Here is a 25,702-nt window from a genome sequence, read left to right as displayed (position 1 = left end):
CGGGGCGGTCAGATGTGGTGCGGCGGCTTCTCGTCGAGGAAGCGCTTGAGGTCGGCGGCGGAGTCGCCGTCCGGGCGCTCGCCCCAGCCCCGGTCGGTGTCGTCCGTGGACTGCTGGCTCAGCGGGTCGTCGAAGATCAGCGCGGTCTTCGGGTCACGCGGCTCGGGGGCGCTACTCATGCCTCCAGGGTACGGTCCCCGGCAGGGGCGCCCGTCACGGGATTTTCCGGCCGCTTTCTGCTGTGCTGGGAACCATGACGTCCAGTTCCGCTTCCGCTCCGGGATCCGGCTCCGCGGAGCCCTCCCGCGTCCCCCGGCCGCTGCGCCCGCTGACCGCGCGCGGCCGCCACGAGGCACACCGGGTGTCCTCACCGCTCGAACTCTTCATCGACCTGTGCTTCGTCGTGGCGATCGCGCAGGCGGGCGCGGAGCTGGTCCACGCGGTGGCGGAGGGCCACGCGGGGCAGGGCATCCTGAACTACGCGATGGCGTTCTTCGCCATCTGGTGGGCCTGGATGAACTTCTCCTGGTTCGCCTCGGCGTACGACAACGACGACGTGCTCTACCGGCTCGTCACCCTGGTGCAGGTCGCCGGTGTGCTGGTGCTGGCGGCGGGCATCTCGCGGGCCTTCGCCGAGCACGACTTCTTCCTGGTCTGGCTCGGTTACGTGATCATGCGGGTGGCGATGGCCACCCAGTGGCTGCGCGCGGCGCGCAACGCCGGGGGCGCGGAGCGGCGCATGGCACTGAGGTACGCGGCCGGCGTGCTGCTGTGCCAGGTCGGCTGGCTGGGCCTGGTCCTGCTGCCGGAGCCGGACCGGCCGTGGGTGTTCCTGGTGATGGTCGTCGCGGAGCTGGCGGTGCCGGTGTACGCGGAGCGGGCGTACGCGACCTCCTGGCATCCGCACCACATCGCCGAACGGTACGGGCTGTTCACCATCATCGTGCTGGGCGAGACGGTCGCGGCGGCCACGGTCGCGGTGAAGTCGGCCGCCGACGAGGACTTCGCGCTGGGCGAGCTGCTGCCGATCGCGGCGGGCGGTCTCCTGATCGTCTTCTCCGCCTGGTGGATCTACTTCGTGGTGCCGATCCACGGCCATCTGCGTTCCAACCGCGAGTCGTTCCTGTGGGGATACGGCCACTACGTGATCCTCGCCTCGGCGGCGGCGATCGGCGCGGGTCTCGAGGTGGCGGTGGAGCAGGCCGTCGGCAAGAGCCGGCTGTCCACCCTGGCGGCGTCGGCCGCCGTGACCCTGCCGACCGCGCTGTACCTGATCACGGTCTGGGCGCTGCACGCCCGGCACTTCAAGGTGGGCATCGCCCAGCAGCTCGTCCTGCCGACGGCCGCCCTGCTGGTGATCTGCTGCACTTTCCTGGGCGAGTGGGCGGTGTTCGCCGCGGGCGTCGTCTCGGCGCTCGCGGTGGCGACGGGAGTCACCCTGACCGCGCGGATGTATGCCGGAAGCGGGGCGAGCGGAGGGAGCGGCACGGGCGGAGGGAGCGGGGCGAGCGGAGGGAGCGGGGCGAGCGGAGGGAGCGGGGCGACGCGGCGGGAGGCGTGAGGGCGGTCGGCCGCCGAGGCGGGCCGGGGCGGCGGGGAGAGACTGGCTGCCATGACAGTTGACGCGTTGACGGATGTCGCCGGGGTGCGGGTGGGGCATGCGACCCGGACCGGCGGCGGGTGGCTCACCGGTACGACGGTCGTGCTGGCGCCGGAGGGCGGTGCCGTGGCCGCCGTGGACGTGCGGGGCGGCGGGCCCGGCACCAAGGAGACCGACGCGCTCGATCCGCGCAACCTGGTGCGGACGGTGGAGGCGGTGGTCCTGACCGGCGGCAGCGCGTACGGGCTCGACGCCGCCTCCGGGGTGATGGCCTGGCTGGAGGAGCGCGGGCGCGGGGTGCGGGTCGGCCCCGATCCGGCGCACGTCGTGCCGGTGGTGCCCGCGGCCTGTGTCTTCGATCTGGGCCGGGGCGGCGACTTCCGGGCCCGGCCGGACGCGGCCACCGGGCGGGCCGCGGTGGAGGCCGCCGCCGCGAGCGGACCGGGGGCGGCCGTGCCCCAGGGTTGCGTGGGGGCGGGGACGGGAGCGGCCGTGGGCCCGCTCAAGGGCGGGGTCGGCACGGCGAGCACGGTGCTCGCCTCGGGCGTCACGGTGGCGGCGCTCGTGGTGGCCAACGCGGCCGGATCGGCGGTGGATCCGGAGACGGGGGTGCTGTACGGGGAGTTGTTCCAGGGGCGGGCCGTGTATCCCGAGGCGCGGGTGCACGAGGACGCGCGCCGCCGGATCGCTCGGGCCGCCGCGCGCAGCGCGCCGCCGCCGCTGAACACCACGCTCGCGGTGGTCGCGACCGACGCGGAGCTGTCCAAGGCCCAGGCGCAGAAGCTCGCGGGCACGGCACACGACGGTATCGCGCGGGCCGTCCGGCCGGTGCATCTGCTCAACGACGGCGACACGGTGTTCGCCCTGGCCACCGGAGTCCGGCCGCTGGAGGCCGGTCTGGGCACCGGCGGGCCGCTCGCCCTGAACGAGGTGCTGGCGGCGGGCGCGGACACCGTGACCCGCGCGATCGTCAACGCCGTCCGCGCCGCCGTACCGGTGGACGGACCGGGGGGAACATGGCCGGCCTACCGGGAGTTGTACGGACAGCGGTGAACAGGGAGGGAGCCGGGGGGACCTGAGGGACCGACGGGCCTTGTGTGCCGACGGGCTTTCGATTGTCGCGGTTCTGTCACGTGAAGGCGTTTCGGCCGACCTGCGGGAACCTCGCGGGGGCTCCGCCGACTCTCTCTCCACGCACGCAAGCCAATCACTCACTTCACACGACCTGGAGCAGCCCGTGACAACGCCGGACATAGCAGCGCGGCGCATACTGGGGGCCTGTGCCGCCCTGATGGTCGGCACCCTCACCCTCACCGGATGCGGCGGCGACGCCAAGGCCAACGACGACGGCAAGGGCGGCGGCGGCAAGGACACCGTCAAGACCTCCACGGCCAAGATCACGATCTCGGCGAAGGACGGGGCCACCGGCGCGTCGATCAACGCGACCGGGGTGAAGGTCAGCGACGGAAAGCTGACCGACGTGAAGATGACCGTCGCGGGTTCGGGCAAGGAGGTGCCGGGTTCGATCTCGGCGGACGGCGCCACCTGGAAGCCGAAGGAGCAGCTGGACCGCGGCACCAAGTACCAGCTGTCGGCCACGGCCAAGGACTCCGCCGGCCGGGTGGCCGCCGCCAACTCCATCTTCACGACCGTCACCACGTCGAACAGCTTCATCGGCACGTACACGCCGGACAACGGCACGACGGTGGGCGTCGGCATGCCGGTGTCGTTCACCTTCGACAAGGCGATCACCGACAAGAAGACCGTGCAGTCGCACATCACGGTGACCTCCAGCAGCGGTCAGCAGGTCGTCGGCCACTGGTTCGGCGCCCAGCGGCTCGACTTCCGCCCCGAGGAGTACTGGAAGGCCGGTTCCAAGGTCACGATGAACATCGACCTGGACGGCGTGCAGGGCGCGAACGGCGTCTTCGGCGTGCAGAAGAAGAGCGTGAGCTTCACGGTCGGGCGTTCGCAGGTCTCCACGGTGGACGTCAACACGCAGACCATGACGGTGGTCCGGGACGGACAGACCGTCAAGACGATCCCGGTCTCCACAGGCAGCCCGGAGCACACGACGTACAACGGGCAGATGGTGATCTCGGAGAAGTTCACCCAGACCCGGATGAACAGCCAGACCGTCGGCCTGGGCGGGGAGTACGACATCCCGGACGTCCCGCACGCGATGCGGCTGACGACGTCCGGCACCTTCCTCCACGGCAACTACTGGTACAACCCGGGCAATCCGCCCTTCGGCCAGAGCGGGACCAGCCACGGCTGCGTGGGCATGAAGGACGTGCGGGGCGCGCAGGGCGACACCCCGGCCAAGTGGTTCTACGACAGCTCGCTCGTCGGTGACGTCGTGATCGTGAAGCACTCCCCCGACAAGACGGTCGCCCCGGACAACGGCCTCAACGGCTGGAACATGTCGTGGAGCGAGTGGACCGCGGGCAGCGCCGGCTGACCACTCCTGCGCCACAAGGGGCCGCTGAACAGCGGATTCTGACGGTACGGCCGGGCCGCGCGGGAACTTCTCGTGCGGCCCGGCCGTTTTTCCGGCGTACGTTTTCTCGGTTCCCGGACATGATGTCCCGCCGAGGGGCTACGGTATGCACCCACCAGGTGACATGCAGCAACGCCGGGAGAAGCCTTGAGCGTTCCGTACGAGACGACCGCGTACGAACCACACCCGTCGCCCGAGTCTCCGGAGGAGCACCTCGCGCGACTCCTCGGCCGTGCGCTGAACTCCTTCGAGTTGCCGGACGAGACGATACGCCGGCTGGACTGCGCGCTGGCGTACGACGGCTCGCTGCACTCCGCGCACCACAGCGCGGGCCTGCACCGCGAGACGTACCGGCACACCTGGCTGCTCGCCGACGGCTCGGCCCTCACGCTCTGGGAGTTGGTGCACAACACCGCCCCGGGCGGCGAGGCGCACCACGAGGTGTATCTCGACGAGGAGGAGCTGGGCACGGCCACCGGACGGCTCCCCTTACCGCCCGACGCACCGGAGTTCGAACTGCCGGTGCTCGTCCCGCTCTCCGCGATCCCCGAGACCCGGCACGCGTACGCCCCCGGCGACGCCGCCGACCACGCGCGCCGCCTGCTGCGCCGCGCGGAGAACGCGGACCGGCCCGGCGCCGAGACCGCCTCCCGGCTGGAGACGGCGGCCGGGCACCAGATCACCCAGGCCTTCGGCCGCCCCTGCCGCGCGGGCCGCGCCGGGCTGGGTTTCTCCCTCTACGAGCACGCGTTCCTGCTGCGCGACGGCGCGGAGGTCTCCCTCTGGGAGGTGGAGCACACGGCGACGCCGGACGGCCGGCACATGTGCGAGGTGTACGCCACGGAGGACGCGGCCCGGGACGCGATGGAGCGGCGGGCGGCGCAGCTCTCCTGAGCGGGGCACCTGACGTCTTACCCCGGGCGCCGGGCGCCGGACTTCGGACACCCGGCTTCGCATGCCGCGCGAGGCTCCGGTCAGCGGCCGTCGCCGAGGCGGCGCACCAGACCGGCGAAGGCGTCTCGCTCCGCCGGGGTCAGCTCCACGTACTCCCGGTGCGGGCCGGAGCCGGAGCCCGGCTGGGACGGCAGCGCGCGCAGCACGGGCGGCTGCGGCCGGCGGCGGATCTCGAACCGGAGGCCGAAGCGGTAGCCGGCCAGGCCGACGGCGCAGGCGAGGATCAGCACGGCGGGCAGGACCACGCCGAACCAGACCAGGAACGGGACATGCTCAGGCATGCCTTCAAGTGAACACCACGGTCCGGGGCATGAGCCCCGGACCGTGACGTATCTCGCAGGTGACGTGAACTACTCACCACGCCCCAAAGGTTCAAAAGGGGCAGGCGGGTGGTGGGGCGGGAGGCGGTGCGACGGCCCTCAGGCCGCCGTCACCGGCTGTCCGGGCCGCGCCGGCGCCCCCTGCGCACCGCCCGCGCCGCCCGCACCGCCCGTGCCGTCCGTGCTGACCTCGCCGCCCTCGCCGTCCGCGCCGCCCTCGCCACCGGTGCCCGCCTCGTGCCCCGGGCCGCCGCCCGGCGCGGCTCCGCGCAGCGTCTTCAGCGCGATCACCAGCGCCGTCGTCGCACAGACACCGGCCGCGACGGCGATCAGGTAGAGGAACGGGTTGCCGATCAGCGGGACCACGAAGATGCCGCCGTGCGGGGCGCGCAGCGTGGCGCCGAAGGCCATGGACAGGGTGCCGGTGAGCGCGCCGCCGACCATCGAGGCGGGGATGACGCGCAGCGGGTCGGCCGCCGCGAACGGGATGGCGCCCTCGGAGATGAACGAGGCGCCCAGCACCCAGGCGGCCTTGCCGTTCTCGCGCTCGGTGCGGGTGAAGAGCCGGCCGCGCACGGTGGTGGCCAGCGCCATCGACAGCGGCGGCACCATGCCCGCCGCCATCACCGCGGCCATGATCTTCATCGCGGAGTCGCTCGGATCGGAGACCGCGATACCGGCGGTGGCGAAGGTGTAGGCGACCTTGTTGACCGGGCCGCCGAGGTCGAAGCACATCATCAGGCCCAGCAGCGCGCCGAGCAGGACGGCGTTGGTGCCGGTCAGCTCGTTGAGCCAGTCGGTCATCCCCTTCTGCGCGGAGGCGATGGGCTTGCCGATGACCACGAACATCAGGAACCCGACGACGGCCGAGGAGATCAGCGGGATCACCACCACCGGCATGATGCCGCGCAGCGCCGCCGGGATGCGCACCCGCTGGATCGCCAGCACCACGCCACCGGAGATCAGACCGGCCGCGAGACCACCCAGGAATCCGGCGTTGATGGTGAGGGCGATCGAGCCGCCGACGAAGCCGGGGACGAGTCCGGGCCGGTCGGCCATGCCGTAGGCGATGTATCCGGCCAGCACCGGCACGAGGAAGCCGAAGGCCACGCCGCCGATCTGGAACAGCAGCGCCGCCCAGCTGCCGGACTGGGTCCACACGAAGTGGTCCATGACCGAGGGCGCCTTGTTGATCTTGTAGCCGCCGATCGCGAAGCCGAGCGCGATCAGCAGACCGCCGGCCGCGACGAACGGGACCATGTAACTGACGCCGGACATGAGCCACTTGCGCAGCCTGGTGCCGTAGCCCTCGCCCGCCGCGCCGGTCCGCTCGACCGGAGTGCCGCCGGGTGCCGCCGCGGCGCTCGCCTCGCCGCGCGCGGCCCTGTCGCGTGCCTCGGCGATCAGTTCGGCGGGCCGGTTGATGCCCGCCTTGACGCCGACGTCGACGGTCGGCTTGCCCGCGAAGCGGTCCTTGTCGCGTACGGGGACGTCGTGGGCGAAGATCACCGCGTCCGCCGCCGCGACGACGGCCGGGTCGAGCCGGGTGAATCCGGCCGAGCCCTGCGTCTCCACGACCAGCTCGACGCCCGCCTCGCGGCCCGCGTTCTCCAGCGACTCGGCGGCCATGTAGGTGTGCGCGATACCGGTGGGGCAGGAGGTGACGGCGACGATCCGGAACGGGACGGTGGCCGGGGCGGACGCCGGGGACGCCGGGGCCTCTGAAGTGGCAGTGTCCTCCGGTTCCTGAGCGGTCTGGGCAGCCGCCTCCGCAGGCGTCCGGTCGCCGCGGACCAGCGCCGCCGCCGTCGCCGCGTCGTCCGCCGAGCGCAGCGCGGCCGTGAACTCGGCGTTCGTCAACTGCCGGGCCAGCGAGGACAGGATGGTCAGATGAGCGTCGTCGGCACCCGCCGGAGCGGCGATCAGGAAGATCAGGTCGGCGGGGCCGTCCGGGGCGCCGAAGTCGATCCCGGCCGCGCTGCGCCCGAAGGCGAGCGTCGGCTCGGTGACGTGCGCGCTGCGGCAGTGCGGGATGCCGATGCCGCCGTCGAGGCCGGTCGGCATCTGCGCCTCGCGGGCGGCGACGTCGGCGAGGAAGCCCTCCAGGTCGGTCACCCGGCCCCGGGCCGCCATCCGTTCGGCGAGGGCGCGCGCCGCCGCCTCCTTGGTGTCGGCGGACAGGTCGAGGTCGACCAGGTCCGCGGTGATCAGATCACTCATCGCGGGCTCCTTCGCACGCGTACCGTCCGAGCGACGGAATGGACGGGGGCGGGGGCGGGGGTGGGCACGGGGACAGGGACGGGGACGGGGGCGGGGGCGGGGGCGCAGCCGGGGACAGGGCGGGAGAACAGGGCAAGGGTCATGGGACCGGCTCCGTGAGGGGGCGGTCCACCGGGATCTCGGTGGTGACCGCGACCGCCGCCGGATCCAGGTCGTGCGGGCCGGGCATCACGCTGCCGGGCAGCCGGACGGCTGCCGCGCCGTGTGCGACGGCCGAGGCCAGGGCCCGCCCTCCGGTGCCGCCCGCGATGAGAAAACCGGCCAGCGAGGAGTCTCCGGCGCCGACGTTGCTGCGTACGGAGTCGACACGCGCGGCGCCGAACCAGACGCCCGCGCCGTCCACGAGGAGCTGCCCGTCGGCGCCCAGACTCGCCAGGACGGCGCGCGCGCCGAGGCCGCGCAGCTCCTCGGCCGCCCGCACCGCGTCGCCCACGGTGGCCAGCGGGCGCCCGGCGGCCTGCGCCAGCTCCTCGGCGTTGGGCTTGACGACGTCCGGCCCCTCCCGGAGCGCGGCGAGCAGCGCGGGCCCCGAGGTGTCCAGGGCGATGCGGACACCGGCGGCGTGGGCCCGCGCGACCAGATCGGCGTACCAGGACGGGGCGAGGCCGCGCGGCAGGCTGCCGCAGCAGGCGATCCAGTCGGCTCCGCGCGAGCGGCGCCGCACGGTCTCCAGCAGCGCTTCCTGCTCGGCGGCGGTCAGTTCCGGGCCCGGGGCGTTGATCTTCGTCAGGACACCGTCCGCCTCGGCGAGGGCGATGTTGGAGCGGGTGGCCCCGGCGACGGGGACCGGGGCGACCTCGATGCCCTGCGCGTCGAGCAGATCGGCGACGAGTGCGCCCGGCGCGCCGCCCAGGGGCAGTACGGCGACCGTGCGCCGTCCGGCGGCGGCGACGGCACGCGAGACGTTCACGCCCTTGCCGCCCGGGTCCACCCGCTCGCCGGTGGCCCGGACGACCTCGCCGCGGTCGAGGGAGGGGACCTCGTAGGTGCGGTCGAGGGACGGGTTGGGGGTGACGGTGACGATCATGCGCGTACCACTTCCGTGCCGCCGCGCTCGATGGCGGCGGCGTCCTCGGGGCTGAGCCCGCTGTCCGTGATCAGCAGGTCCACCTCGCCCAGGCCGCCGAAGCGGGCGAAGTGCTCCTGGCCGTGTTTGGCGGAGTCGGCGAGCAGCAGCACCCGGCGGGCGGCGGCGATCGCCGCGCGCTTGACCGCCGCCTCGGCGAGGTCGGGGGTGGTCAGGCCGTGCTCGGCGGAGAAGCCGTTGGCGGCGACGAACAGCACGTCGGCGCGGATCTCGCCGTAGGCCCGCAGCGCCCAGGCGTCCACGGCGGCGCGTGTGCGGTGCCGTACGCGCCCGCCGACGAGGTGGAGCTGGAGGCCGGGGTGGTCGGCGAGGCGGGCGGCGATGGGCAGCGAGTGGGTGACGACGGTGAGGTCCGCCTCCGCGGGCAGGACGGCGGCCAGGCGGGCCACCGTCGTGCCGGCGTCGAGGATCACCGTGCCCTCGGCGGGGAGTTCGGCGAGGGCCGCCCTGGCGATGCGGTCCTTCTCGTCGGCGGCGGTGGACTCGCGCTCGGTCAGGTCGGGCTCGAAGTCGAGGCGGCCGGCCGGGAGGGCGCCGCCGTGCACCCGGCGCAGCAGTCCGGCCCGGTCGAGGGTCTTCAGGTCGCGGCGGATGGTCTCCGCGGTCACCTGGAACTCCTCGGCGAGCGACACGACGTCCACCCGGCCGCCGTCCCGGGCGAGCCGGAGGATCTCCTGCTGCCGCTCCGCTGCGTACATGTCCGCTTGCCTCCGGCCGATGCCCGAACCTGTGGTTTCAGTCGGGAGGCTACGCCGAGAAGGCAGGGAAGTAAACAGGTACGGAAGCATACGGGCACAATCGGGCATGCGCCGTGGTACACCGGCCGGGCACGGCTAGGGCCCGGCACCGCCTTCGGTACCGGGCCCCGGACCCGCGTCCTCCCGCTCGTCCGGCGGTCGCTCAGCCGACGAGCTCCGGCTCCCGCGCCTCGGCGGCGGGCATCCCCTCGGCCGCGTCCTCCGTGTGCTGGGCCGGCCGCTTGGGCAGGGCCGCCATCAGGACGAAGATGACGGCCAGCACCCCGGCCACCCACAGCAGCGCGTGCTGGAAGGCGTCGACGAAGGCCGGACCCACCTGGGCGGGCGTCAGCCGGTCGCCGATCACCCCGAAGAAGACGACCGAGACCAGACCGAGCCCCAGCGCGTTGCCCATCTGCTGCACGGTGTTGATCAGCCCGGACGCCGATCCGGCGTGCTCGCGCGGCACCTCCGAGAGCACCGCGTCCGTCAGCGGCGCGACGATCAGCCCCATGCCCACGCCCATGACGACGAGCGGGAGCGCCATCTGCCAGGAGGTGATGCGCAGGCCGTACCGGTCGGACTCGGCGACGTAGAGCAGCACACCGGCCACCATGAGCAGGGCACCCGCCTGGAGCACCTTGCGGCCGAAGCGCGGCACCAGCTTCTGCACGGACATCCCGGCCGCCACCGACACCGCCACGGAGAACGGCACCCCGGTCAGTCCGGCGCGCAGCGGGCTCCAGCCCAGGCCGATCTGCATGTACAGCGTCCAGACCAGGAAGAACACGCCCAGCGCGACACCGAAGACGGTCTGCACCGCGATGCCCGCCGCGAAGCTCTTCACCCGGAACAGCGACAGTTCCACCAGCGGGGAGCCGTCCCGCGCCGCCTTGCGCCGCTCGTACGCCACCAGCACCCCGAAGACCACCAGCGCGCCCGCCATCGACAGGTACCCCCACAGCGGCCAGCCCAGCTCGCGACCCCGGGTCAGCGGGTAGAGCAGCATCAGCAGACCGAGGGTGACCAGGGCGACGCCGACCAGGTCCAGCTTGAGCGCGCGCGGGGCCTTGGACTCGGAGATGAAGCGGCTGCCCAGCAGCAGGGCCACCACACCGACCGGGAGGTTGATCAGGAAGATCGGCCGCCATTCGAGACCGAACAGGTTCCACTCCGTCAGCAGCGCGCCCAGCAGCGGACCGGAGACCGCGCCCAGGCCGACGATCGCGCCGAACAGACCGAAGACCTTGCCGCGTTCGCGGGCCGGGAAGGTGGCGTGCACGATCGACAGGACCTGCGGGACCATCAGCGCCGCCATGGCGCCCTGGAGGATGCGCGAGGCGACCAGCATCTCCGGGTTCACCGCGAAGCCGCACAGGGCGGAGGCCAGGGTGAAGCCGCCGATGCCGACGAGGAACAGCCGCTTGCGGCCGTGGATGTCACCGAGCCGGCCGCCGGTGATCAGCCCGGCCGCGAAGGCGAGGGCGTAACCGGCGGTGATCCACTGGATCTGGCTGAAGGAGGCGCCGGCGTCCTCCTGGATGGAGGGTATGGCGATGTTGACGATCGTGACGTCCACCAGGTCCATGAAGGCCGCGGTCATCACGATCGCCAGCGCGAACCAGCGGCGGCGGTCGGCCACCGGTGCTGAGCTGCTGACGGGGGTTTCGCTGGAGGTCATGCCGTCAGGCTAGAGGGGCTGTAGGACAGATCACGTCCTAGTGGTGCGGCATCCTCGGAGTATGACGACGGACACTCCGGCCCGGCTCCTCCAGCTCCTGTCCCTGCTCCAGACGCCCCGCGAGTGGCCCGGTGGCGAGCTGGCCGACCGGCTCGGGGTGTCCCGGCGCACCGTCCGGCGGGACATCGACCGGCTGCGCGAGCTGGGCTACCCGGTCCAGGCGACGATGGGCTCCGACGGCGGCTACCGGCTGGTCGCGGGCAAGGCCATGCCCCCGCTCGTGCTCGACGACGAGGAGGCCGTGGCCATCGCGGTCGGGCTGCGGGCGGGAGCCGGGCACGCGATCGAGGGCGTGGACGAGGCGTCCGTACGGGCGCTGGCGAAGCTGGAGCAGGTGCTGCCCGCCCGGCTGCGCCGGCGCGTCTCCACCCTCCAGGCCGCCACGACCCCGCTGACCAGCGGGGACGGCGCCCTGGTCGCCCCCGAGACGCTGACCGTGATGGCGTCGGCGGTGGCGGGCCGCGAGCGGCTGCGCTTCGCCTACCGGGCCGGGGACGGCACCGCCACCCGGCGGCTGACCGAGCCCTACCGGCTGGTGTCCACCGGACGGCGCTGGTACCTCGTCGCCTACGACCTGGACCGGGCGGACTGGCGGACGTTCCGCGTCGACCGGGTGAGCGAGCCCTTCCCCACCGGCGCCCGCTTCGAGGCGCGCGAGCTGCCCACGGGGAGCGCCGCGGAGTACCTGCGCCTCTCGATGCAGCGGCGGCAGGAGACGTACGTGTTCACGGTCGCCTTCCACGAGCCCGTCGAGACGGTCGCCGCGCGGCTGCCCTCCTGGCTCGGCCCGCTCGAACCCCTGCCGGACGGCGGCTGCCTGCTGCGCGCCGAGACCGGCGACCGGATGGAGTGGGTCGCGGTGCGGCTGGCGATGCTGGGCTGCGAGTTCACGGTGCGGGAGCCCGGGGGACTCGTGGCGTGCGTACGGGAGTTGGGGGAGCGCATGACGCGTGCGGCGGCCGGGGCCGAGGCAGGGTCCGGGTCTGGCTCCGGGACCGGCCCCGGCTTCGGCCCCGGCTCCGGCTCCGGTGAGGACGGGAGCCGTGAGGCGCCGGTACCGCGCCCCTAGGCGGCTACGGGGTGTCCCAGGCGAAGTCCCGGAGGGCGGCGAGGTTGCGCAGGGCCAGCGCGGCGGGGCCCTGGGGACCGGTGGCCGGCGCGTCTCCCGTCGCCCAGGCTTCCACGGCCACCCGGACGGCGGCGCTCGCCACGGCCGCGGAGAAGCGGAGGTCCGGCGCGATGACGGAGGGCCCGGACTCGGTCCCGGACCCGGCGTCGGTCCCGGACCCGGCCCCGGACCCGGCGTCGGCCCCGGACCCGGTGTCGGCTGCGGACTCGGCCTCGGTCCCGGTTTCGGACCCGAAGGAGCCGACCCGGCCCTCCGCCGAGGCCGGCCCCGCCGGTTCCGCCGATCCCACCGGCCCCACGGGCCCCGCCGGCCCCCGCCGCCCCCGCCGCCCGCTCGGCGAGCACCCCCGGCCAGTTCCCGTTCCGACTCCTGGCAGACCTCCGCCCAGACCTTGCGCACCGCCGGGCTGGTCCCGGCCAGGCGGATGAGGGTGCGCGCCCACTGCCAGGAGATCGCCGAGACGCCCGAGCCGCCGGGGACGAAGGTGTGCCGCACGGCGTGGGCGAGGGCCTCCGGGACGGAGAGGGCGGCCGGGGCCGTGCGGACCGCTTCCCGCCACCGCTCGGCGCCCGCCGCGTAGCAGGGCGCGACGGCCTCCTCCTTGGTGGCGAAGTACCGGTAGAAGGTGCGCGGGGCGACGCCCGCCGCCTGGGCGATGTCCTCGGCGCGGGTGGCGCGCAGCCCCCGTGTCACGAAGAGGCGCGCCGCCGACAGCGCGATCTCCATCCGGGTGGCGGCCTTGCGCCGCTCGGTCAGGGAAGGGCTCTTGGCGTCGGCGGGGGCGGGGCTCATCACCTCGGCAGGTTATGCCGGTGTGGCAGAATCTGCCATCTGGCGGGCCACCCCGGGGTTCAGGTCCGGGGTGCCCCGCCGCTTCGGCGCGCTCGGGCGGCCGCCCGCCGCCGGGGCGTACCGGCGGCCCGGGGGAGCGACCGGCCCCGCGCGTCGCGGTGACCGGTGCGATCCGGACAGCATCAGGCGGAACCGGACAGAGATGGAGCCGGACTCCGACGCCCGGGGGAAGGCGCCGAAGCCCGGCTCTGGGAAGGTCCCGGCGCCGGGGGGAGTGCGTCGGGACGTGGCTCTGATGTGGTCGTGCGCCGGGCCGGCCGGGCCCGGAAGGGTTGTTCCCGTCGCGCCGCCGGTTGAAGCGATGCTCCACGGCCATGTTCGCGCGGCCTTTCACCACCCGGCGTACGCGTCACCGCCGGGCGTACGCGGTCGGCGCTGCCCGGGAGTGTGCGCTCCCCGCGGGAACAACCGCCCCGCGGGGGCCTCGTGGCACTTCTCCGAGACGTCACGCCGCCGCGTCGAATCCGGTGTCCCGGGCCAGCTTCTTCAGCTCCAGCAGGGCGTGCTTCTCGATCTGGCGGATGCGCTCGCGCGTCAGGCCGTGCTCCTTGCCGACCTCGGTCAGCGTGCGCTCGCGGCCGTCCTCGATGCCGTACCGCATCTTGATGATGGACGCCGTGCGCTGGTCGAGGCGGCCGATCAGGTCGTCCAGCTCCTCGCTGCGCAGCAGGGTCAGGACCGACTGCTCGGGCGAGACCGCGGAGGTGTCCTCCAGCAGGTCGCCGAACTGGGTCTCGCCCTCGTCGTCCACCGACATGTTCAGCGAGACCGGGTCGCGGGCCCAGTCCAGGACGTCCACGACGCGCTCCGGGTTCGAACCCAGCTCGGCGGCGATCTCCGCGGGCTCCGGGTCGCGGCCGTGCTCGCGGTTGAACTCGCGCTGCACCCGGCGGATCCGGCCCAGCTCCTCCACCAGGTGGACGGGGAGCCGGATCGTACGGGACTGGTCCGCTATCGAGCGCGTGATCGCCTGACGGATCCACCAGGTGGCGTACGTCGAGAACTTGAAGCCCTTGCGGTAGTCGAACTTCTCCACCGCGCGCACCAGGCCCGCGTTGCCCTCCTGGATCAGGTCCAGCAGGGGCAGACCGCTGCGCGGGTAGCGGCGGGCCACGGCGACGACCAGGCGCAGGTTGGAGCGGATGAAGACGTCCTTGGCCCGCTCGCCCTCCTCGACGAGGGCCTGGAGCTCCTCGCGGCTCGCGTCCGCCGGCGTCTCCTCGTACCCGTCGAGGATCTGCCGCGCGAACACACCGGCCTCGATGACCTGGGACAGCTCGACCTCCTTGGCGGCGTCGAGCAGCGGTGTGCGCGCGATCTCGTCGAGATACATGCCGACCAGGTCACGGTCGGCGATCTCGCCGCCACGGGCGCGGACACCGCGTGCCGCGTCGGCCGTCTCTCCCCCAGAGCCGAAAGCCTGGGAGGTACCCCCATGGGCGGACTGTCGACGGGCGACGGCACGGGTTGCCATGCGTGCTCCCTTGCGATGGTTGTCAGCGGGTGGTCCACAGGACGCTCGGCACTCTCTTCGGGACTCTCCTCGGGTGCCCCGCATCCGATGGGAACAACGACTTGAAACCGGACAGAATTCCCAACCCGCCCCCCGATTTTTCTGATCATGCAGTACCCTGTGCCGCCACGGCGCCCCATACACCCTGGCCCACGACACGGAGTCGCAGGTCAGAGTGGGAGCGGAGGCCCCTTCCGGGCCCTCGCGGACCCGGACTCACCACCCTGCGCATGAGACGCCCGTCACACGGATGCCGCAGTTCTCACAGCGGGAGAGCGCCGCCCTCACTCGCTGCCCCACTCTCATGGACGGGTACCGGGGCCGGAAGGTTGCCGCAAAACCGGACTCTCAGGTGATTCCCGGCCTCCGCGGGCCCGGCCCCGGGCCCTCTCCGGCCGGTTCCGGACTTACGCACGGCCCGTACCGGCGTTCCGTACGGCGCCCGCCACCGGCACGCCCGTCTCTAGCCGAACTGAACCGACCGCTTCGCCATTCCCATCCAGAAGCCGTCGATCACCGACCGCTGCGCGTCCAGCTCGCCGGCCGCCTCCGCCGCACCCATGGTCACGAACAGCGGGGCGAAGTGCTCGGTGCGCGGGTGGGCGTACCGGCCGGCCGGTGCCTTGTCGAGGAAGTCCAGCAGTCCGTCCCAGTCGCGGGCCTCCAGGGCGCGGCGCCCCCAGTCGTCGAACTCGGAGGACCAGCTCGGCACCCCGCCGCCGACGTGGCGCAGGGCCGCGAGGTTGTGGGTGAAGAAGCCGGAGCCGACGATCAGCACACCCTCGTCGCGCAGCGGTGCCAGCCTGCGGCCGATGCCCATGAGGCGGACCGGGTCGAGCGTCGGCATGGAGACCTGGAGGACGGGGATGTCGGCGGCGGGGAACATCTCGACGAGCGGGACGTAGGCGCCGTGGTCCAGGCCCCGGTCGGGGACGTCCTGCACGGGCGTGCCGGGTCCGCGGAGCAGCTTCCTGACCCGGTCGGCGAGGCCGGGGGCGCCGGGGGCCGGGTACGTCACGTCGTAGTAGTGCCCGGGGAAGCCCCAGAAGTCGTACACCAGGGGGACGGTCTCCACGGCGCCGAGGGCGAGCGGGGCCTCCTCCCAGTGCGCGGAGACGACGAGGATCGCGCGGGGGCGGGGCAGTTCGGCGGCCCAGGCGGCGAGCTGGCCGGGCCAGACGGGGTCGTCGGCGAGCGGCGGGGCGCCGTGGCTGAGGTAGAGGGCGGGCATGCGCTCAGGTGCTGTGGTCATGGCGGCTACTCCTGCTGGGACCGCGCTCGGACTGCGGCGGGCAGGGCAAGCACGGGGGCCGAAACTTGAACTTTAAAGCTTAGAGACCACTGTACGAGGCATTTGTTTAATCTTCAATGAGCGCCCTCGTAGAGTGGATACATGAACACGGCTCCCGTTTCCGCGCCCGGCCCCGCTCAGGCCCCCGCGGCCCAAGCCCCCGCCGCCCCGGTCTCCCCAGGTCAGGCCCCCGCAGCCCAGGCCCCCGCCGCCGGTGCCCACCGCTGGCTCACCCCCGACGAGCAGCGCGTCTGGCGCGCCTATCTGCACGCCACCACCCTCCTGGAGGACCACCTCGACCGGCAGCTCCAGCGCGACGCGGGCATGCCGCACGTCTACTACGCCCTCCTCGTCCAGCTCGCCGAGGCCCCGCGCCGCCGGCTGCGCATGACCGAGCTGGCCATGAACGCCAAGATCACCCGTTCCCGTCTCTCGCACGCCGTGGCCCGCCTGGAGAAGAACGGCTGGGTCCGCCGCGAGGACTGTCCCTCCGACAAGCGCGGCCAGTTCGCGGTGCTCACCGAGGACGGCCAGGAGGTGCTGCGGCGCACCGCCCCGGGCCATGTGACCGCCGTACGGCAGGCCCTGTTCGAACGGCTCAGCCCCGAACAGCAGCAGTCCCTCGGCGAGATCATGCAGATCGTCGCCGAGGGACTGCAGCCGGACGAGGCGGGCGCGGACCTGCCCTGGCTCCGCTGAGGAGCCGGGGCGGGGGCCGCGCCGAGCGGTCGTCAGTGGGCGATGACCGGCACCGCCACCTCGTGCTCGGCGCCCTCACCGGAGGCGGAGCCCGAACCGGTGACCAGGGTGCTGCCCGGCCGCCCGGCGTTGACGAAGGTCAGCGCGATCACGGCGGCCAGCACCAGGATGCCGACGGCGAACCAGATGGCGCTGGTGTACCCGTGCACCAGACCCTGCACCTGCACCAGCTGCTGCTGCGGCCGGGCACCGTCGGCCGCGCCGATGTGGTCCTTGATGTACGACGCGGTCGCCGAGGAGGCGATCGTGTTCAGCAGGGCCGTACCGATGGCGCCGCCCACCTGCTGCGAGGTGTTGACCATCGCGGAGGCGACACCGGCGTCCCGCGGCTCGACGCCCTGGGCGGACAGGGACATGGCCGGCATGAACGCCGTACCCATGCCGAGACCGAGCAGCAGCATCGCGGGGAGCAGCAGGGCCGGGTAGGAGGTGTCGGTCTTCAGCTGGGTCAGCAGCAGCATGCCGACGGAGGCGACCAGGAAGCCGGGGCCCATCAGCAGCCGGGCCGGGACCCGGGTCATCAGCCGGGCGCCGATCTGGGTGGAGCCGGTGATCATGCCCGCGATCATCGGGAGGAAGGCGAAGCCGGTCTTGACCGGCGAGTAGCCCTTCACGATCTGGAGGTAGTAGGTCAGGAAGAGGAACAGGCCGAACATGCCGATGATCGCCAGGCCCAGCGAGAGGTAGACACCGCCGCGGTTGCGCTCGGTGACCACGCGCAGCGGCAGCAGCGGGGCCCGCACCTTGGACTCGACCAGCACGAAGGCGACCAGCAGCACTGCGGAGCCCACGAACATGCCGATGGTCAGCGCGTCGCCCCAGCCCGCGGACTCGGCCCGGGTGAAGCCGTACACCAGCGCGACCAGGCCGAGGGTGGACAGGACCACGCCGGGGATGTCGAGCGGCGAGCGGTTGCGGCCGGTGGCCGGCTCACGGATGACGAAGTACGCACCGGCCGCGGCGACCACGGCGAACGGGATGTTCACGAAGAACGTCCAGCGCCAGTCCAGGTACTCGGTGAGGAATCCGCCCAGGATCAGACCCACGGCACCGCCACCGCCGGCGATGGCGCCGTAGATGCCGAACGCCTTGGCGCGCTCCTTGGCGTCGGTGAACATCACCGCGAGCAGGGAGAGCGCGGCGGGCGCGAGCAGCGCGCCGAAGGCGCCCTGGAGCGCGCGGGAGCCGAACAGCAGCGCGCCGCTGGTGGCCGCGCCGCCCAGCGCGGAGGCCGCGGCGAAGCCGGTCAGGCCGATCACGAAGGCGCGCTTGCGGCCCCACAGGTCCGCGATACGGCCGCCGAAGAGGAGGAGCCCGCCGAAGGCCAGGGCGTAGGCCGTGACGACCCACTGCCGGTTGCCGTCGGAGATCCCCAGGTCCTGCTGGGCGGAGGGGAGGGCGATGTTCACGATGGTCGCGTCGAGCACGACCATCAGCTGGGCGAGCGCTATGAAGACGAGCGCTTTCCAGCGGTTGGCGTCACCGGACTGGTGCGGGACGCCGGGAGCCTTGAGGGCTGTTTCGGACATGGGGATACCCACTTCGGGACTTCGTGACGGAAAAAGGGTGTCGAAAGGGGCGGCCGCGGCCTGCGCGCTGCCGTGCCGGAACGTCGTAGGCGAACGAGGAGGTCGTGAACGGGGAGAACGAAAAGTCGTGCGTGAGGAGTCGTGCGTGAGCGAGGAGTCGTGAAGGAGACCGGAGTTCGGCGCTGAACTCATCGGTGCGGGCGGGCCGGCGCCTGTCGGACCCGGGCCCGCCTCACGGGTCCGCGCGCGGCGGGGAGCTGTCTGTCAGGTCGGTCAGGCCTGGCGGAGATCCTCCATGGTCATGGCCGCGCCCGGCAGGTCGGAACGGGCCGGGGCCCGCAGTCCGTCCAGGAACAGCTGAAGATGGCGGTGGACGAAGCGGTCGTGGAGGACACAGCCGGTACCGGCCGGGGGGCGGCTGAGCTGCGCGGCGGCGATCATCAGATCGCCCACGCCCACATCGGCGCGCAGCTGCCCGGCCGCCTTGGCGCGGCCCATGATCTCCTCGACGAGGTGTTCGACCCGGTGACGGGCGGCCTCCAGGTCGGGGTGGTGCTGGTCGAAGGTGCTGGAGACCATCGGACACAGCGCGCTGATCCGCTCGTCGGCGGCGGCGTGCACGAAGCGCGACAGCGCCTCGAAGGCGTCGCCGGTCTCGGTGAGCGCCTGCTCGGCCGCCTCCGCCGTACGGTCCATCACGGAGCAGACGACCTCGCGGACGAGAGCGTCGCGGTCCGTAAAGTTGCGGTACAGGGTGGCGTTGCCGACGCCGGCCCGGCGCGCGATCTCGTCGAGCGGCACCTCGGGGCCGTACTCGACGAACATCTCGCGGGCGGCGGTCACGATCCGCTCCCGGTTGCGCAGGGCGTCGGCGCGCGGCCTGGTCACCTTGCGCGCTTCGGGGTTCGCGGTCGCGGCCGGCACGGGGTCTCCTCTGATCGGTCGGTCTGGCGGACGATCCGGGGATGAAGTCCCCGTTTCGCTCGGACACAGGGCTAAACGGGGAAGAGGCCCCCGGTTATTTCCCGTCCCGGAAGAGAACTGCCGTGACCTGGGTCACATCCACCTGGCCCTGCCCATTCCCACGACCGGGCCGCGCGTCCCACGACCGGACCGCTCCAACGCGCGCCCGCCGCCCCGGCGACACAGGGTGAGCGAAAGGGTGCAGCCGGAGACGAGACCGGTGACCGCCTGGCGCGAACCGGTGCGGACCGGTGCCGCGCGGCGCGAGACCGTCGGCTGCCTGGAGCGAAGGGTCCACGCATGCAGCCGCAGCCGCCCCGCCGCCGGACAGACCGGACGCCGCACCGGACCCACCGGCCCCACGGGACGGACCGCGCCGACACCGCGCTCCCCGCACGCAGCATGCCCCCCGCGCCCCCTGCCACGACCGCCGCCACTCCTGCCACTCCTGCCACCGCGCCCACCGCCGCCTCCGCCGGAGCCCCTGCACCTGCCTCTGCCTCTGCCTCTGCCGGATCCCCCGCCGCCGCGGCAGGCGCCGGAGGAGACGACCCCCGCCCCGCGCCGGCCGCCGACCCAGGCTCCATACACACCCCCATACGCACCTCCATACGGACCCGCATACGCGCCCGGATACGTACGCGTACCCGTCGCACGGCCGCCTTCGTCTCCGTGACCGCGCTGACCCTCGCGGTCAGCACGGCGGGGGCCGCGCACCTCACCTCGGGCGCCGCGGCCTCGGGCGCCGGGGCGAACTCCCTGTCCCGTTCGCCCGCGCTCGCCCCCTGCATGATCAGCGGCGCCCGCTCCGTGCAGATGACCGAGGGCGTCCCCACCTCGACGGGCTACGCCCGCTCCACCGGCACCGTGCACGCCCTCACCCTGATGATCGACTTCTCGGACGCCCCCGGCGAGGGCACCGCGCTCGACCGCTTCCACGAGTTCTTCCCGCAGACCCAGGAGTGGTTCCGCACGGCTTCCTACGGCCGCCTCGACTACCGCCCCGAGACCCCGATCACCCACTGGCTGCGCATGCCCAAGCCGTTCAAGGAGTACGGGATAGAACGCGGCGCCCCCTTCGACCCGGGCTACCGCGACCTCGTCCAGGACATCGCGGCGGCGGCCGACTCCCAGGTCGACTTCCGCCAGTACGACCTGCTGAACGTGCTGATGACCCCGAACGCGGGCCCGTCCGCGCTGGACACGGTCCTGTCCGTCACCTTCGCGGGCAACCCCGACGCCCCGACGGCCGACGGCGTCCCCCTCGCGAACGCCTCGTTCGTCTACTCCCGCCAGGACGACGGCTCCGGCTCCTACGACCGCACCGGCTACCGCGTCCTGCCGCACGAGAACGGCCATGTCTTCGGCCTGCCCGACCTCTACACCCAGGAGGGCGGCGGCGCGGTCGGCCACTGGGACATCATGAGCGAGGACTGGGGCGCCGACAACGACCTGCTCGGCTGGCACAAGTGGAAGCTGGGCTGGCTCGACGCCGACCAGGTGAACTGCGCGAGCCGGCGCGGCTCGGCCGAGTACACCCTGACCCCGCTGGAGCGCGCCGGCGGCCCCAAGCTGATCTTCGTCCCGCTCGACGGCAGCACCGGCTACGCCCTCGAACTGCGCACCCGCGAGGGCAACGACGAGGCGGTGTGCCGGCCGGGCGTCCTCATCTACAAGGTGAACGCCGACGTGGACACCGGAAGCGGCCCCATCACCGTCTACGACGCCCACCGCGACTCCGGCGGCTGCAGCCGCAGTCCGAACGTGCAGGCGGAACTCTCCGACGCCCCCTTCGCCCCCGGCGAGACCTTCAAGGACCCGCGGTCCAAGATCCGCATCGATGTCGCGGCGGCGGACCTGGAGGGCGACTACCGGGTCCGGGTGACCCGGCAGTAGCCGGGGCCGCCACCCCCGCCCGGCCCGGACTACCGTAGGGCGCAGACCTGCCACGACCACCGACGTCCCGTACAGGAGAACCGACCGATGTGCGCGACGCCCGCGACCTCCGCGACGCCCCCGCACCCGATGGCGTCCGCGCGCCCGGCGCCGTCCGCACGCCCGGCGCCGTCCGCCGACGAGCCGGGGGCCGTCACCGGCGCGGGCGCCCCGGACCGGCCGCACGGGCCCCCGCCGGAGGCCGTCGCCCCGCTGATGCGGGGGGTGGCCGTACTGCGGGCGCTGACGGAGGCCGACGGAACCCTGAGCCCGAGCGCCCTGGAACGCGCCACGGGCCTCGCCCGTGCCACCGTGGACCGCATCACCGCGACCCTGGCCCGGATGGGGTACGTACGCCTCGCCGGCCGGGACACCGTCCTCGCCCCCCGCCTGATGGAGCTGGGCAACGCCTATCTGGCCGCCCTGCGCCTGCCCGACCTCCTCGGCGCGCGGGCGGACGCCCTCGCCGACGCGCTGGACGAGTCGGTGTCGCTGGCGGTCCGCGACCAGGACGGCATCCGCTTCGTCCACCAGGCGACGCGGCGCCGCGCCATGTCCCTGAGCTTCCGCATCGGCGACCTGCTCCCGGCCGAACGCACCGCGCCCGGAGCGCTGTTCGCCACCGAGTGGACGGCCGGCGACTGGCACCGCTGGCACGGACGCCGGGCGGCCGACCCGGAGAACCGCTCCTTCCCGGCCATCCCGCCGCACCCGCCGGGACCGGACGCGCCCCGCTCCGGCTTCGAGGAGCGCGCCGCGCGGGCGGCCCGGGAGGGCTGGGCGGCGGACGACCAGCTGATCGAACCGGGCCTGGTGGCCGTGTCCGTACCGGTGCGGGACCCGGTCACCGGCACGATCGCCTGTGCGGCGAGCGTGGTGAGCCACACCAGCCGCCACTCGGCGGAGCACCTGCGCGCCACGCTCCTGCCCCGGCTGCGCGAGACGGTCGCGGCGATGGAGGAGGACCTGCGCGCGGCATCGGCGCGGGCGCGGGCGCAGACACCGGATCCGGCCGCGGCACCGGAACCGGCATCAGTACCGGCACCGGAACCGGCTCGCCCGGACGCGGCGTCCCCGGAACTGGCGGCCTGGACGGCGGCGTCGAAGCAGGAGCTGGGCCGGGGGTTCGTCGAGTCCCTGGCGCGCGGGCTGACGGTCCTGACCGCGTTCGGCGAGGACCGTCCGGCGCTGACCCTCACACAGGTGGCGCAGGCGACGGGCCTGGCCAGGGCCACGGCACGCAGGGCCCTGATCACCCACGAGCACCTGGGCCTGGTCGCCCCCGGCCCCGGCCGCACCTTCACCCTCACGCCCCGCGTGCTCTCCCTCGGCTTCCCGCACCTGTCCCGCACCTCGCTCCCCCGGATCGCCCAGCCTCATCTGGAGGACCTGGCGGCCGAGGTGCGCGAGTCGACGGCGCTGGCGGTGCTCGCCCCCGGCGGCGAGGAGATCCAGTACGCGGCCCGCGCGAGCACGCACCACATCATGAGCGTCGACCTCCCCGTGGGCACCCGCCTCCCGGCCCGCGCCACCGCGCTGGGCCGCGCCCTGACCGGCCCGGGACCGGCCGGTTACGCGCTCGCCGACCAGGAACTCGAAGCGGGCCTGCGCGCGGTCGCCGTCCCCGTCCACGACCGGGCCGGCCGCCCCGTGGCCGCCGTGGACATCGCCCTGCACGCCGCCCGCCGCACCCGCGAGGAATGCGTCTCCGCCCTCCTGCCCGCCCTGCGCCGCACCGCCGCCCGCATCGAGGCCGACCTCCGCACGGCCACCCGCTTCACCCGCGTGCCCCTCACCTGACCGGTCCGTCACCTGACCAGGCCGTCCGGCGCGGCACCGGGCACGGTCCCGGCAGGCCGCCGGGCATGGAGGAGCCCCGGCCGGTCGGGGGCGACCAGCCGGGGCGACCAGCCGGGACGAGCAGCCGAGACGACCAGCCGGGACGGCAGGGCACGGCGGGCGGACTCCCGCCGCCTCGTCAGCCGGGGATCGACGTCGTCAGGTACCACTGCTGGTACGGATTGTCGGGGCCGTACTGGTTCAGGTACGCCTTGCCCTTGGCGTCCGAGTCCAGCGCGTTGCCTCCCGGGCTGATGAGGCGGAGCTTGCCGGAGACGAACACCTCGTCCCAGAGGTCGTTGGCGTCGATGCCGCACGGCCGCGTCTCCAGGATGAGGGAGAAGGGCGTCGACGGCTTCAGGCACCGGGCCGAGCTCGTGTTCTTGAGCTGGATCTTCCCGTTGACGACGTGGTACTCCCAGCGCTGGCTCGCCGCGGTGGTCGAACAGGACGAGGTGTAGACGCCGCCGGTGCCGTTGGCGTCGAGGCAGCGCCCGGTCTGGGCGTTCTGGAGCCGCCAGACACCGCCGCCGGGGCCGCCGGCCGCGTGGGCGGTCGCCGTCGTGCCGGTCAGCAGCAGCGCGGCCGCTCCTGCGGTGGCGGCGACGCCGCCGAGAGCCTTCCGGATGTTCATGGCCTTACTCTCCTCGGTGAGCAGTTGACGCTGAGCGTGGGAATCGGTGCGGGGGTCTTCTCCGGCCCGCGCGGTGTTCGACGGTGCCGGGCCGGTGTGCCGTCACGCGCTCGTGGCGCTGGGGAGCCACTGCTGGTAGGGATTGTCCGAGCCGTACCCCTTGGCGTAGGCGTTGCCCTTGGCGTTCGAGTCCAGCGCCTTGTTGCTGTAGGGGTCGACGAAGCGGAAAGTGCCGTCGACCACCAATTCCCACCAGAGCGAGCCGTTGGCGCAGGCCGGAGCGGTTTCGAGCTGCTTGTCCTCCGGATTGAGGGGATTCACCCAGAGGCATCGGCGGGTGGCGACATTGCGGAGCAGTACCTTGCCGTCCAGAACCGCCCGCTGCCACTTCTGGTACGGGTTGTCCGCGCCGCAAGACTTGGTGTACACGTTTCCCTTGGCATCGGAGTCGAGACAGAGCCCGGTGCGGGCGTTCCGGTACTGCCAGACATCACCGGCGGCATGGGCGGCCGGGGCGGTACCCATGGTGAGCAGAAGACTGGCCCCCGCGGTGACCAAAGCGCCCGCGAGCTTCGCGTGAGTACGCATACGACCTCTTTCTCGGGTGAATGGAAACGTTGAATACGCTGAATAGGTTGACCCCGCGCACTAACGTCTCACTAATGCTCCACGGGATGCACAAAAGGCGCTTCCGGGGCAAAGAAAACAGGCCCTGCGGCTCCCTGTGTCCGAATTCAGGGCGCTGGCTCGGAATTACCCGTCCGCTCGGGCCGGATCGCTGACCCTCCTCAGATCCAGCCGCGCTCCCGGGCGCGCAGCGCGGCCTGGAAGCGGTTGTCGGCGTCGAGCCTCGCCATGAGCCGGGCCACGTACTTGCGGTAGGTCCGCAGCGCCATGTTGAGCTGGCGGGCCCCGGTCTCGTCCTTGTCGACGAGGTAGAGGGTCCGGAGTATCTGCCGCTCGACCTCGGTGAGGGAGGGCAGGGCCTCCTCGGGGAGTTCCTGCGACGCCGCCCACATCCGTTCGAAGAGCGAGACCACGGTGCTCACCAGACCGGGCTCACGTGTCAGGAGCGCCCCGCGGGCCGTGTTCTGGGGGTCGATCGGAGTGAGCGCGACCGCCCGATCGCAGATGATCATGCGCTCGATGGGGTGCGGGGAGATACGGATCTCCGCGCCGCGGGCCACGAGTTCCCGCAGGTACACGAGGGTCGTCTCGTCCTGGAGGCAGGCCGACGCCATCAGCGTCCGCATCCGCACTCCCCGGCGCAGGATCCGCAGGTCGATCGGGCGGGAGATCTCGATCGACTCCGGGGTGAGCACCCCGACCGGGTTGGTCGTCAGGTTCTCCGTGCGCGCGAAGAAGGTCACCTCGTCGATGGCGCTCCGTACGGCCTCCAGACCCTCGATCTGCCGGACCGCCGGACCGCCCGGCCCGGACACGTCCGCTGAGGCGTCCATCGTGCTCAGGTGCTCGACCACCCCGGCGCTGCGGACGGACTCCTGGAGCTCGTCCTGGAACTGGCCCACCTGATGCTCGATCAGCCTCTCGACCGTCCGCTTCGGCGAGAGCGGCCGCAGACCGCCGGCCGGGGTGCGCACCGCGATGCCCAGCTCCAGCACCCGCGTGACCACGGCCGGATCGTGGCCGCCGGTGTCCTCGCGGTCCCTCAGGAGCGCCCGGTAGAGCTGCTCCTCCGGCTCGGAAACCCCCAGGAAACCGAGGGTGTTGGGGGTGCCGTCCGGCTTCATCGCCACCCCCGCGCAGTGGCGCACCGGCCCGCGTACGAGGGGCGCGCGGCGGTGTGGAGGACCACCTGCGAGGGCCGCGCGGCGGTGTGCAGGACCACCTGCGAGGGCCGCGCGGCGGTGCGCCGGACCACCCGCGAGGGCCGCGCGGCGGCAGGGCCCCGCGGCGGGGGTGTGCAGGAAAGTGCACGGGAACAGGGTCGTTTGCTGCACGCCCGAGGCCCGCCGGAGGCCCCTCCCGGCGGGCAACATTCTCGGTGTGAGGGCGGCCCGCCGGAACGAGAACGGCGG

The 25,702-nt window shown here is 73.1% G+C and carries 22 protein-coding genes and 1 pseudogene; 8 read left to right on the top strand and 15 right to left on the bottom strand.

The features are described 5' to 3' along the window. Positions 1-8: 8 nt before the first annotated feature. Entirely contained in the window at positions 9-179 is a 171-nt protein-coding gene (locus R4Z62_RS19650) for a hypothetical protein (RefSeq protein ID WP_173860840.1), read from the bottom strand. Positions 180-253: 74 nt separating this feature from the next. Here R4Z62_RS19650 and R4Z62_RS19645 point away from each other — a divergent pair, with 74 nt between their 5' ends. The 4 genes from R4Z62_RS19645 (at position 254) to R4Z62_RS19630 (ending at position 4,994) form a co-directional block, all read left to right on the top strand. Then, positions 254-1,561: a low temperature requirement protein A gene (locus tag R4Z62_RS19645; RefSeq protein ID WP_491520478.1), complete on the top strand. Its 1,308-nt coding sequence runs from the start codon at positions 254-256 to the stop codon at positions 1,559-1,561. A 51-nt stretch (positions 1,562-1,612) separates the two neighbouring features. Continuing rightward, positions 1,613-2,653: a P1 family peptidase gene (locus R4Z62_RS19640; protein ID WP_491520477.1), complete on the top strand. Its 1,041-nt coding sequence runs from the start codon at positions 1,613-1,615 to the stop codon at positions 2,651-2,653. A gap of 184 nt (positions 2,654-2,837) precedes the next feature. Further along, positions 2,838-4,061, top strand: coding sequence for a L,D-transpeptidase (locus R4Z62_RS19635; protein WP_385503708.1), 1,224 nt, complete (start codon positions 2,838-2,840; stop codon positions 4,059-4,061). Between the two features lie 186 nt (positions 4,062-4,247). Continuing rightward, entirely contained in the window at positions 4,248-4,994 is a 747-nt protein-coding gene (locus R4Z62_RS19630; protein WP_064533667.1) for a DUF6227 family protein, read from the top strand. Positions 4,995-5,074: 80 nt separating this feature from the next. Here R4Z62_RS19630 and R4Z62_RS19625 read toward each other — a convergent pair whose 3' ends face one another. The 5 genes from R4Z62_RS19625 to R4Z62_RS19605 form a co-directional block, all read right to left on the bottom strand. Further along, positions 5,075-5,335, bottom strand: a complete 261-nt coding sequence (locus R4Z62_RS19625) for a hypothetical protein (protein WP_064533668.1) — start codon at positions 5,333-5,335, stop codon at positions 5,075-5,077. 138 nt (positions 5,336-5,473) lie between these two features. Continuing rightward, complete coding sequence (locus R4Z62_RS19620; protein ID WP_491520476.1) at positions 5,474-7,594, bottom strand: PTS fructose transporter subunit IIABC; 2,121 nt, start codon at positions 7,592-7,594, stop codon at positions 5,474-5,476. Positions 7,595-7,733: 139 nt separating this feature from the next. After that, the gene (gene pfkB, locus R4Z62_RS19615) at positions 7,734-8,681 is read right to left on the bottom strand and encodes a 1-phosphofructokinase (RefSeq protein ID WP_064533670.1); all 948 of its coding nucleotides are present in this window, start codon (positions 8,679-8,681) and stop codon (positions 7,734-7,736) included. Continuing rightward, a complete protein-coding gene (locus tag R4Z62_RS19610) occupies positions 8,678-9,439 on the bottom strand; it encodes a DeoR/GlpR family DNA-binding transcription regulator (RefSeq protein ID WP_491520475.1) in 762 nt (253 codons plus the stop codon). Before R4Z62_RS19610 ends, pfkB begins: the two co-directional genes overlap by 4 nt. A 202-nt stretch (positions 9,440-9,641) precedes the next feature. Next, complete coding sequence (locus R4Z62_RS19605; RefSeq protein WP_064533672.1) at positions 9,642-11,159, bottom strand: MFS transporter; 1,518 nt, start codon at positions 11,157-11,159, stop codon at positions 9,642-9,644. A gap of 61 nt (positions 11,160-11,220) precedes the next feature. On the opposite strand from R4Z62_RS19605, the gene R4Z62_RS19600 reads away from it, so the two are divergent. Further along, a complete protein-coding gene (locus tag R4Z62_RS19600) occupies positions 11,221-12,288 on the top strand; it encodes a helix-turn-helix transcriptional regulator (RefSeq protein ID WP_491520474.1) in 1,068 nt (355 codons plus the stop codon). 4 nt (positions 12,289-12,292) lie between these two features. Here R4Z62_RS19600 and R4Z62_RS19595 read toward each other — a convergent pair whose 3' ends face one another. From R4Z62_RS19595 to R4Z62_RS19580, 4 genes and pseudogenes are all read right to left on the bottom strand, one after another. After that, positions 12,293-12,637, bottom strand: a complete 345-nt coding sequence (locus R4Z62_RS19595; protein ID WP_491520473.1) for a hypothetical protein — start codon at positions 12,635-12,637, stop codon at positions 12,293-12,295. 359 nt (positions 12,638-12,996) lie between these two features. Next, positions 12,997-13,074 (bottom strand): annotated as a pseudogene (locus R4Z62_RS19590) (TetR family transcriptional regulator); the annotation flags it as partial. A gap of 571 nt (positions 13,075-13,645) precedes the next feature. Continuing rightward, the gene (locus R4Z62_RS19585; RefSeq protein WP_491520472.1) at positions 13,646-14,674 is read right to left on the bottom strand and encodes a sigma-70 family RNA polymerase sigma factor; all 1,029 of its coding nucleotides are present in this window, start codon (positions 14,672-14,674) and stop codon (positions 13,646-13,648) included. 502 nt (positions 14,675-15,176) lie between these two features. Beyond that, the gene (locus R4Z62_RS19580; RefSeq protein WP_237305358.1) at positions 15,177-15,965 is read right to left on the bottom strand and encodes a dioxygenase family protein; all 789 of its coding nucleotides are present in this window, start codon (positions 15,963-15,965) and stop codon (positions 15,177-15,179) included. A 141-nt stretch (positions 15,966-16,106) separates the two neighbouring features. Between R4Z62_RS19580 and R4Z62_RS19575 the strand changes: the two genes are divergently transcribed. After that, on the top strand, positions 16,107-16,703 hold the full coding sequence (locus R4Z62_RS19575) for a MarR family winged helix-turn-helix transcriptional regulator (RefSeq protein ID WP_385503726.1): 597 nt from the start codon (positions 16,107-16,109) through the stop codon (positions 16,701-16,703). 32 nt (positions 16,704-16,735) lie between these two features. On the opposite strand, the gene R4Z62_RS19570 is transcribed toward R4Z62_RS19575, so the two are convergent. Next, positions 16,736-18,292 (bottom strand): MFS transporter, encoded by a 1,557-nt coding sequence (locus tag R4Z62_RS19570; protein WP_491520471.1) that lies wholly within the window; start codon positions 18,290-18,292, stop codon positions 16,736-16,738. 273 nt (positions 18,293-18,565) lie between these two features. Next, positions 18,566-19,216, bottom strand: coding sequence for a TetR/AcrR family transcriptional regulator (locus R4Z62_RS19565; RefSeq protein WP_491520470.1), 651 nt, complete (start codon positions 19,214-19,216; stop codon positions 18,566-18,568). 441 nt (positions 19,217-19,657) lie between these two features. Between R4Z62_RS19565 and R4Z62_RS19560 the strand changes: the two genes are divergently transcribed. Continuing rightward, complete coding sequence (locus tag R4Z62_RS19560; protein WP_491520469.1) at positions 19,658-21,151, top strand: M6 family metalloprotease domain-containing protein; 1,494 nt, start codon at positions 19,658-19,660, stop codon at positions 21,149-21,151. Between the two features lie 87 nt (positions 21,152-21,238). Further along, the gene (locus R4Z62_RS19555; RefSeq protein WP_491520468.1) at positions 21,239-22,990 is read left to right on the top strand and encodes an IclR family transcriptional regulator domain-containing protein; all 1,752 of its coding nucleotides are present in this window, start codon (positions 21,239-21,241) and stop codon (positions 22,988-22,990) included. A gap of 178 nt (positions 22,991-23,168) precedes the next feature. On the opposite strand, the gene R4Z62_RS19550 is transcribed toward R4Z62_RS19555, so the two are convergent. The 3 genes from R4Z62_RS19550 to R4Z62_RS19540 form a co-directional block, all read right to left on the bottom strand. After that, complete coding sequence (locus R4Z62_RS19550) at positions 23,169-23,663, bottom strand: RICIN domain-containing protein (RefSeq protein ID WP_064533679.1); 495 nt, start codon at positions 23,661-23,663, stop codon at positions 23,169-23,171. 102 nt (positions 23,664-23,765) lie between these two features. Beyond that, positions 23,766-24,251, bottom strand: coding sequence for an RICIN domain-containing protein (locus tag R4Z62_RS19545; protein ID WP_079158947.1), 486 nt, complete (start codon positions 24,249-24,251; stop codon positions 23,766-23,768). A 200-nt stretch (positions 24,252-24,451) separates the two neighbouring features. Further along, a complete protein-coding gene (locus tag R4Z62_RS19540; protein ID WP_355482822.1) occupies positions 24,452-25,420 on the bottom strand; it encodes a helix-turn-helix transcriptional regulator in 969 nt (322 codons plus the stop codon). Between the last annotated feature and the right edge of the window lie 282 nt (positions 25,421-25,702).

This window comes from Streptomyces sp. PL-25 (genome assembly GCF_058344915.1).
The sequence above is the reverse complement of the archived record's forward strand: the minus strand, read 5'-3'. Positions and strand labels throughout refer to the sequence as shown.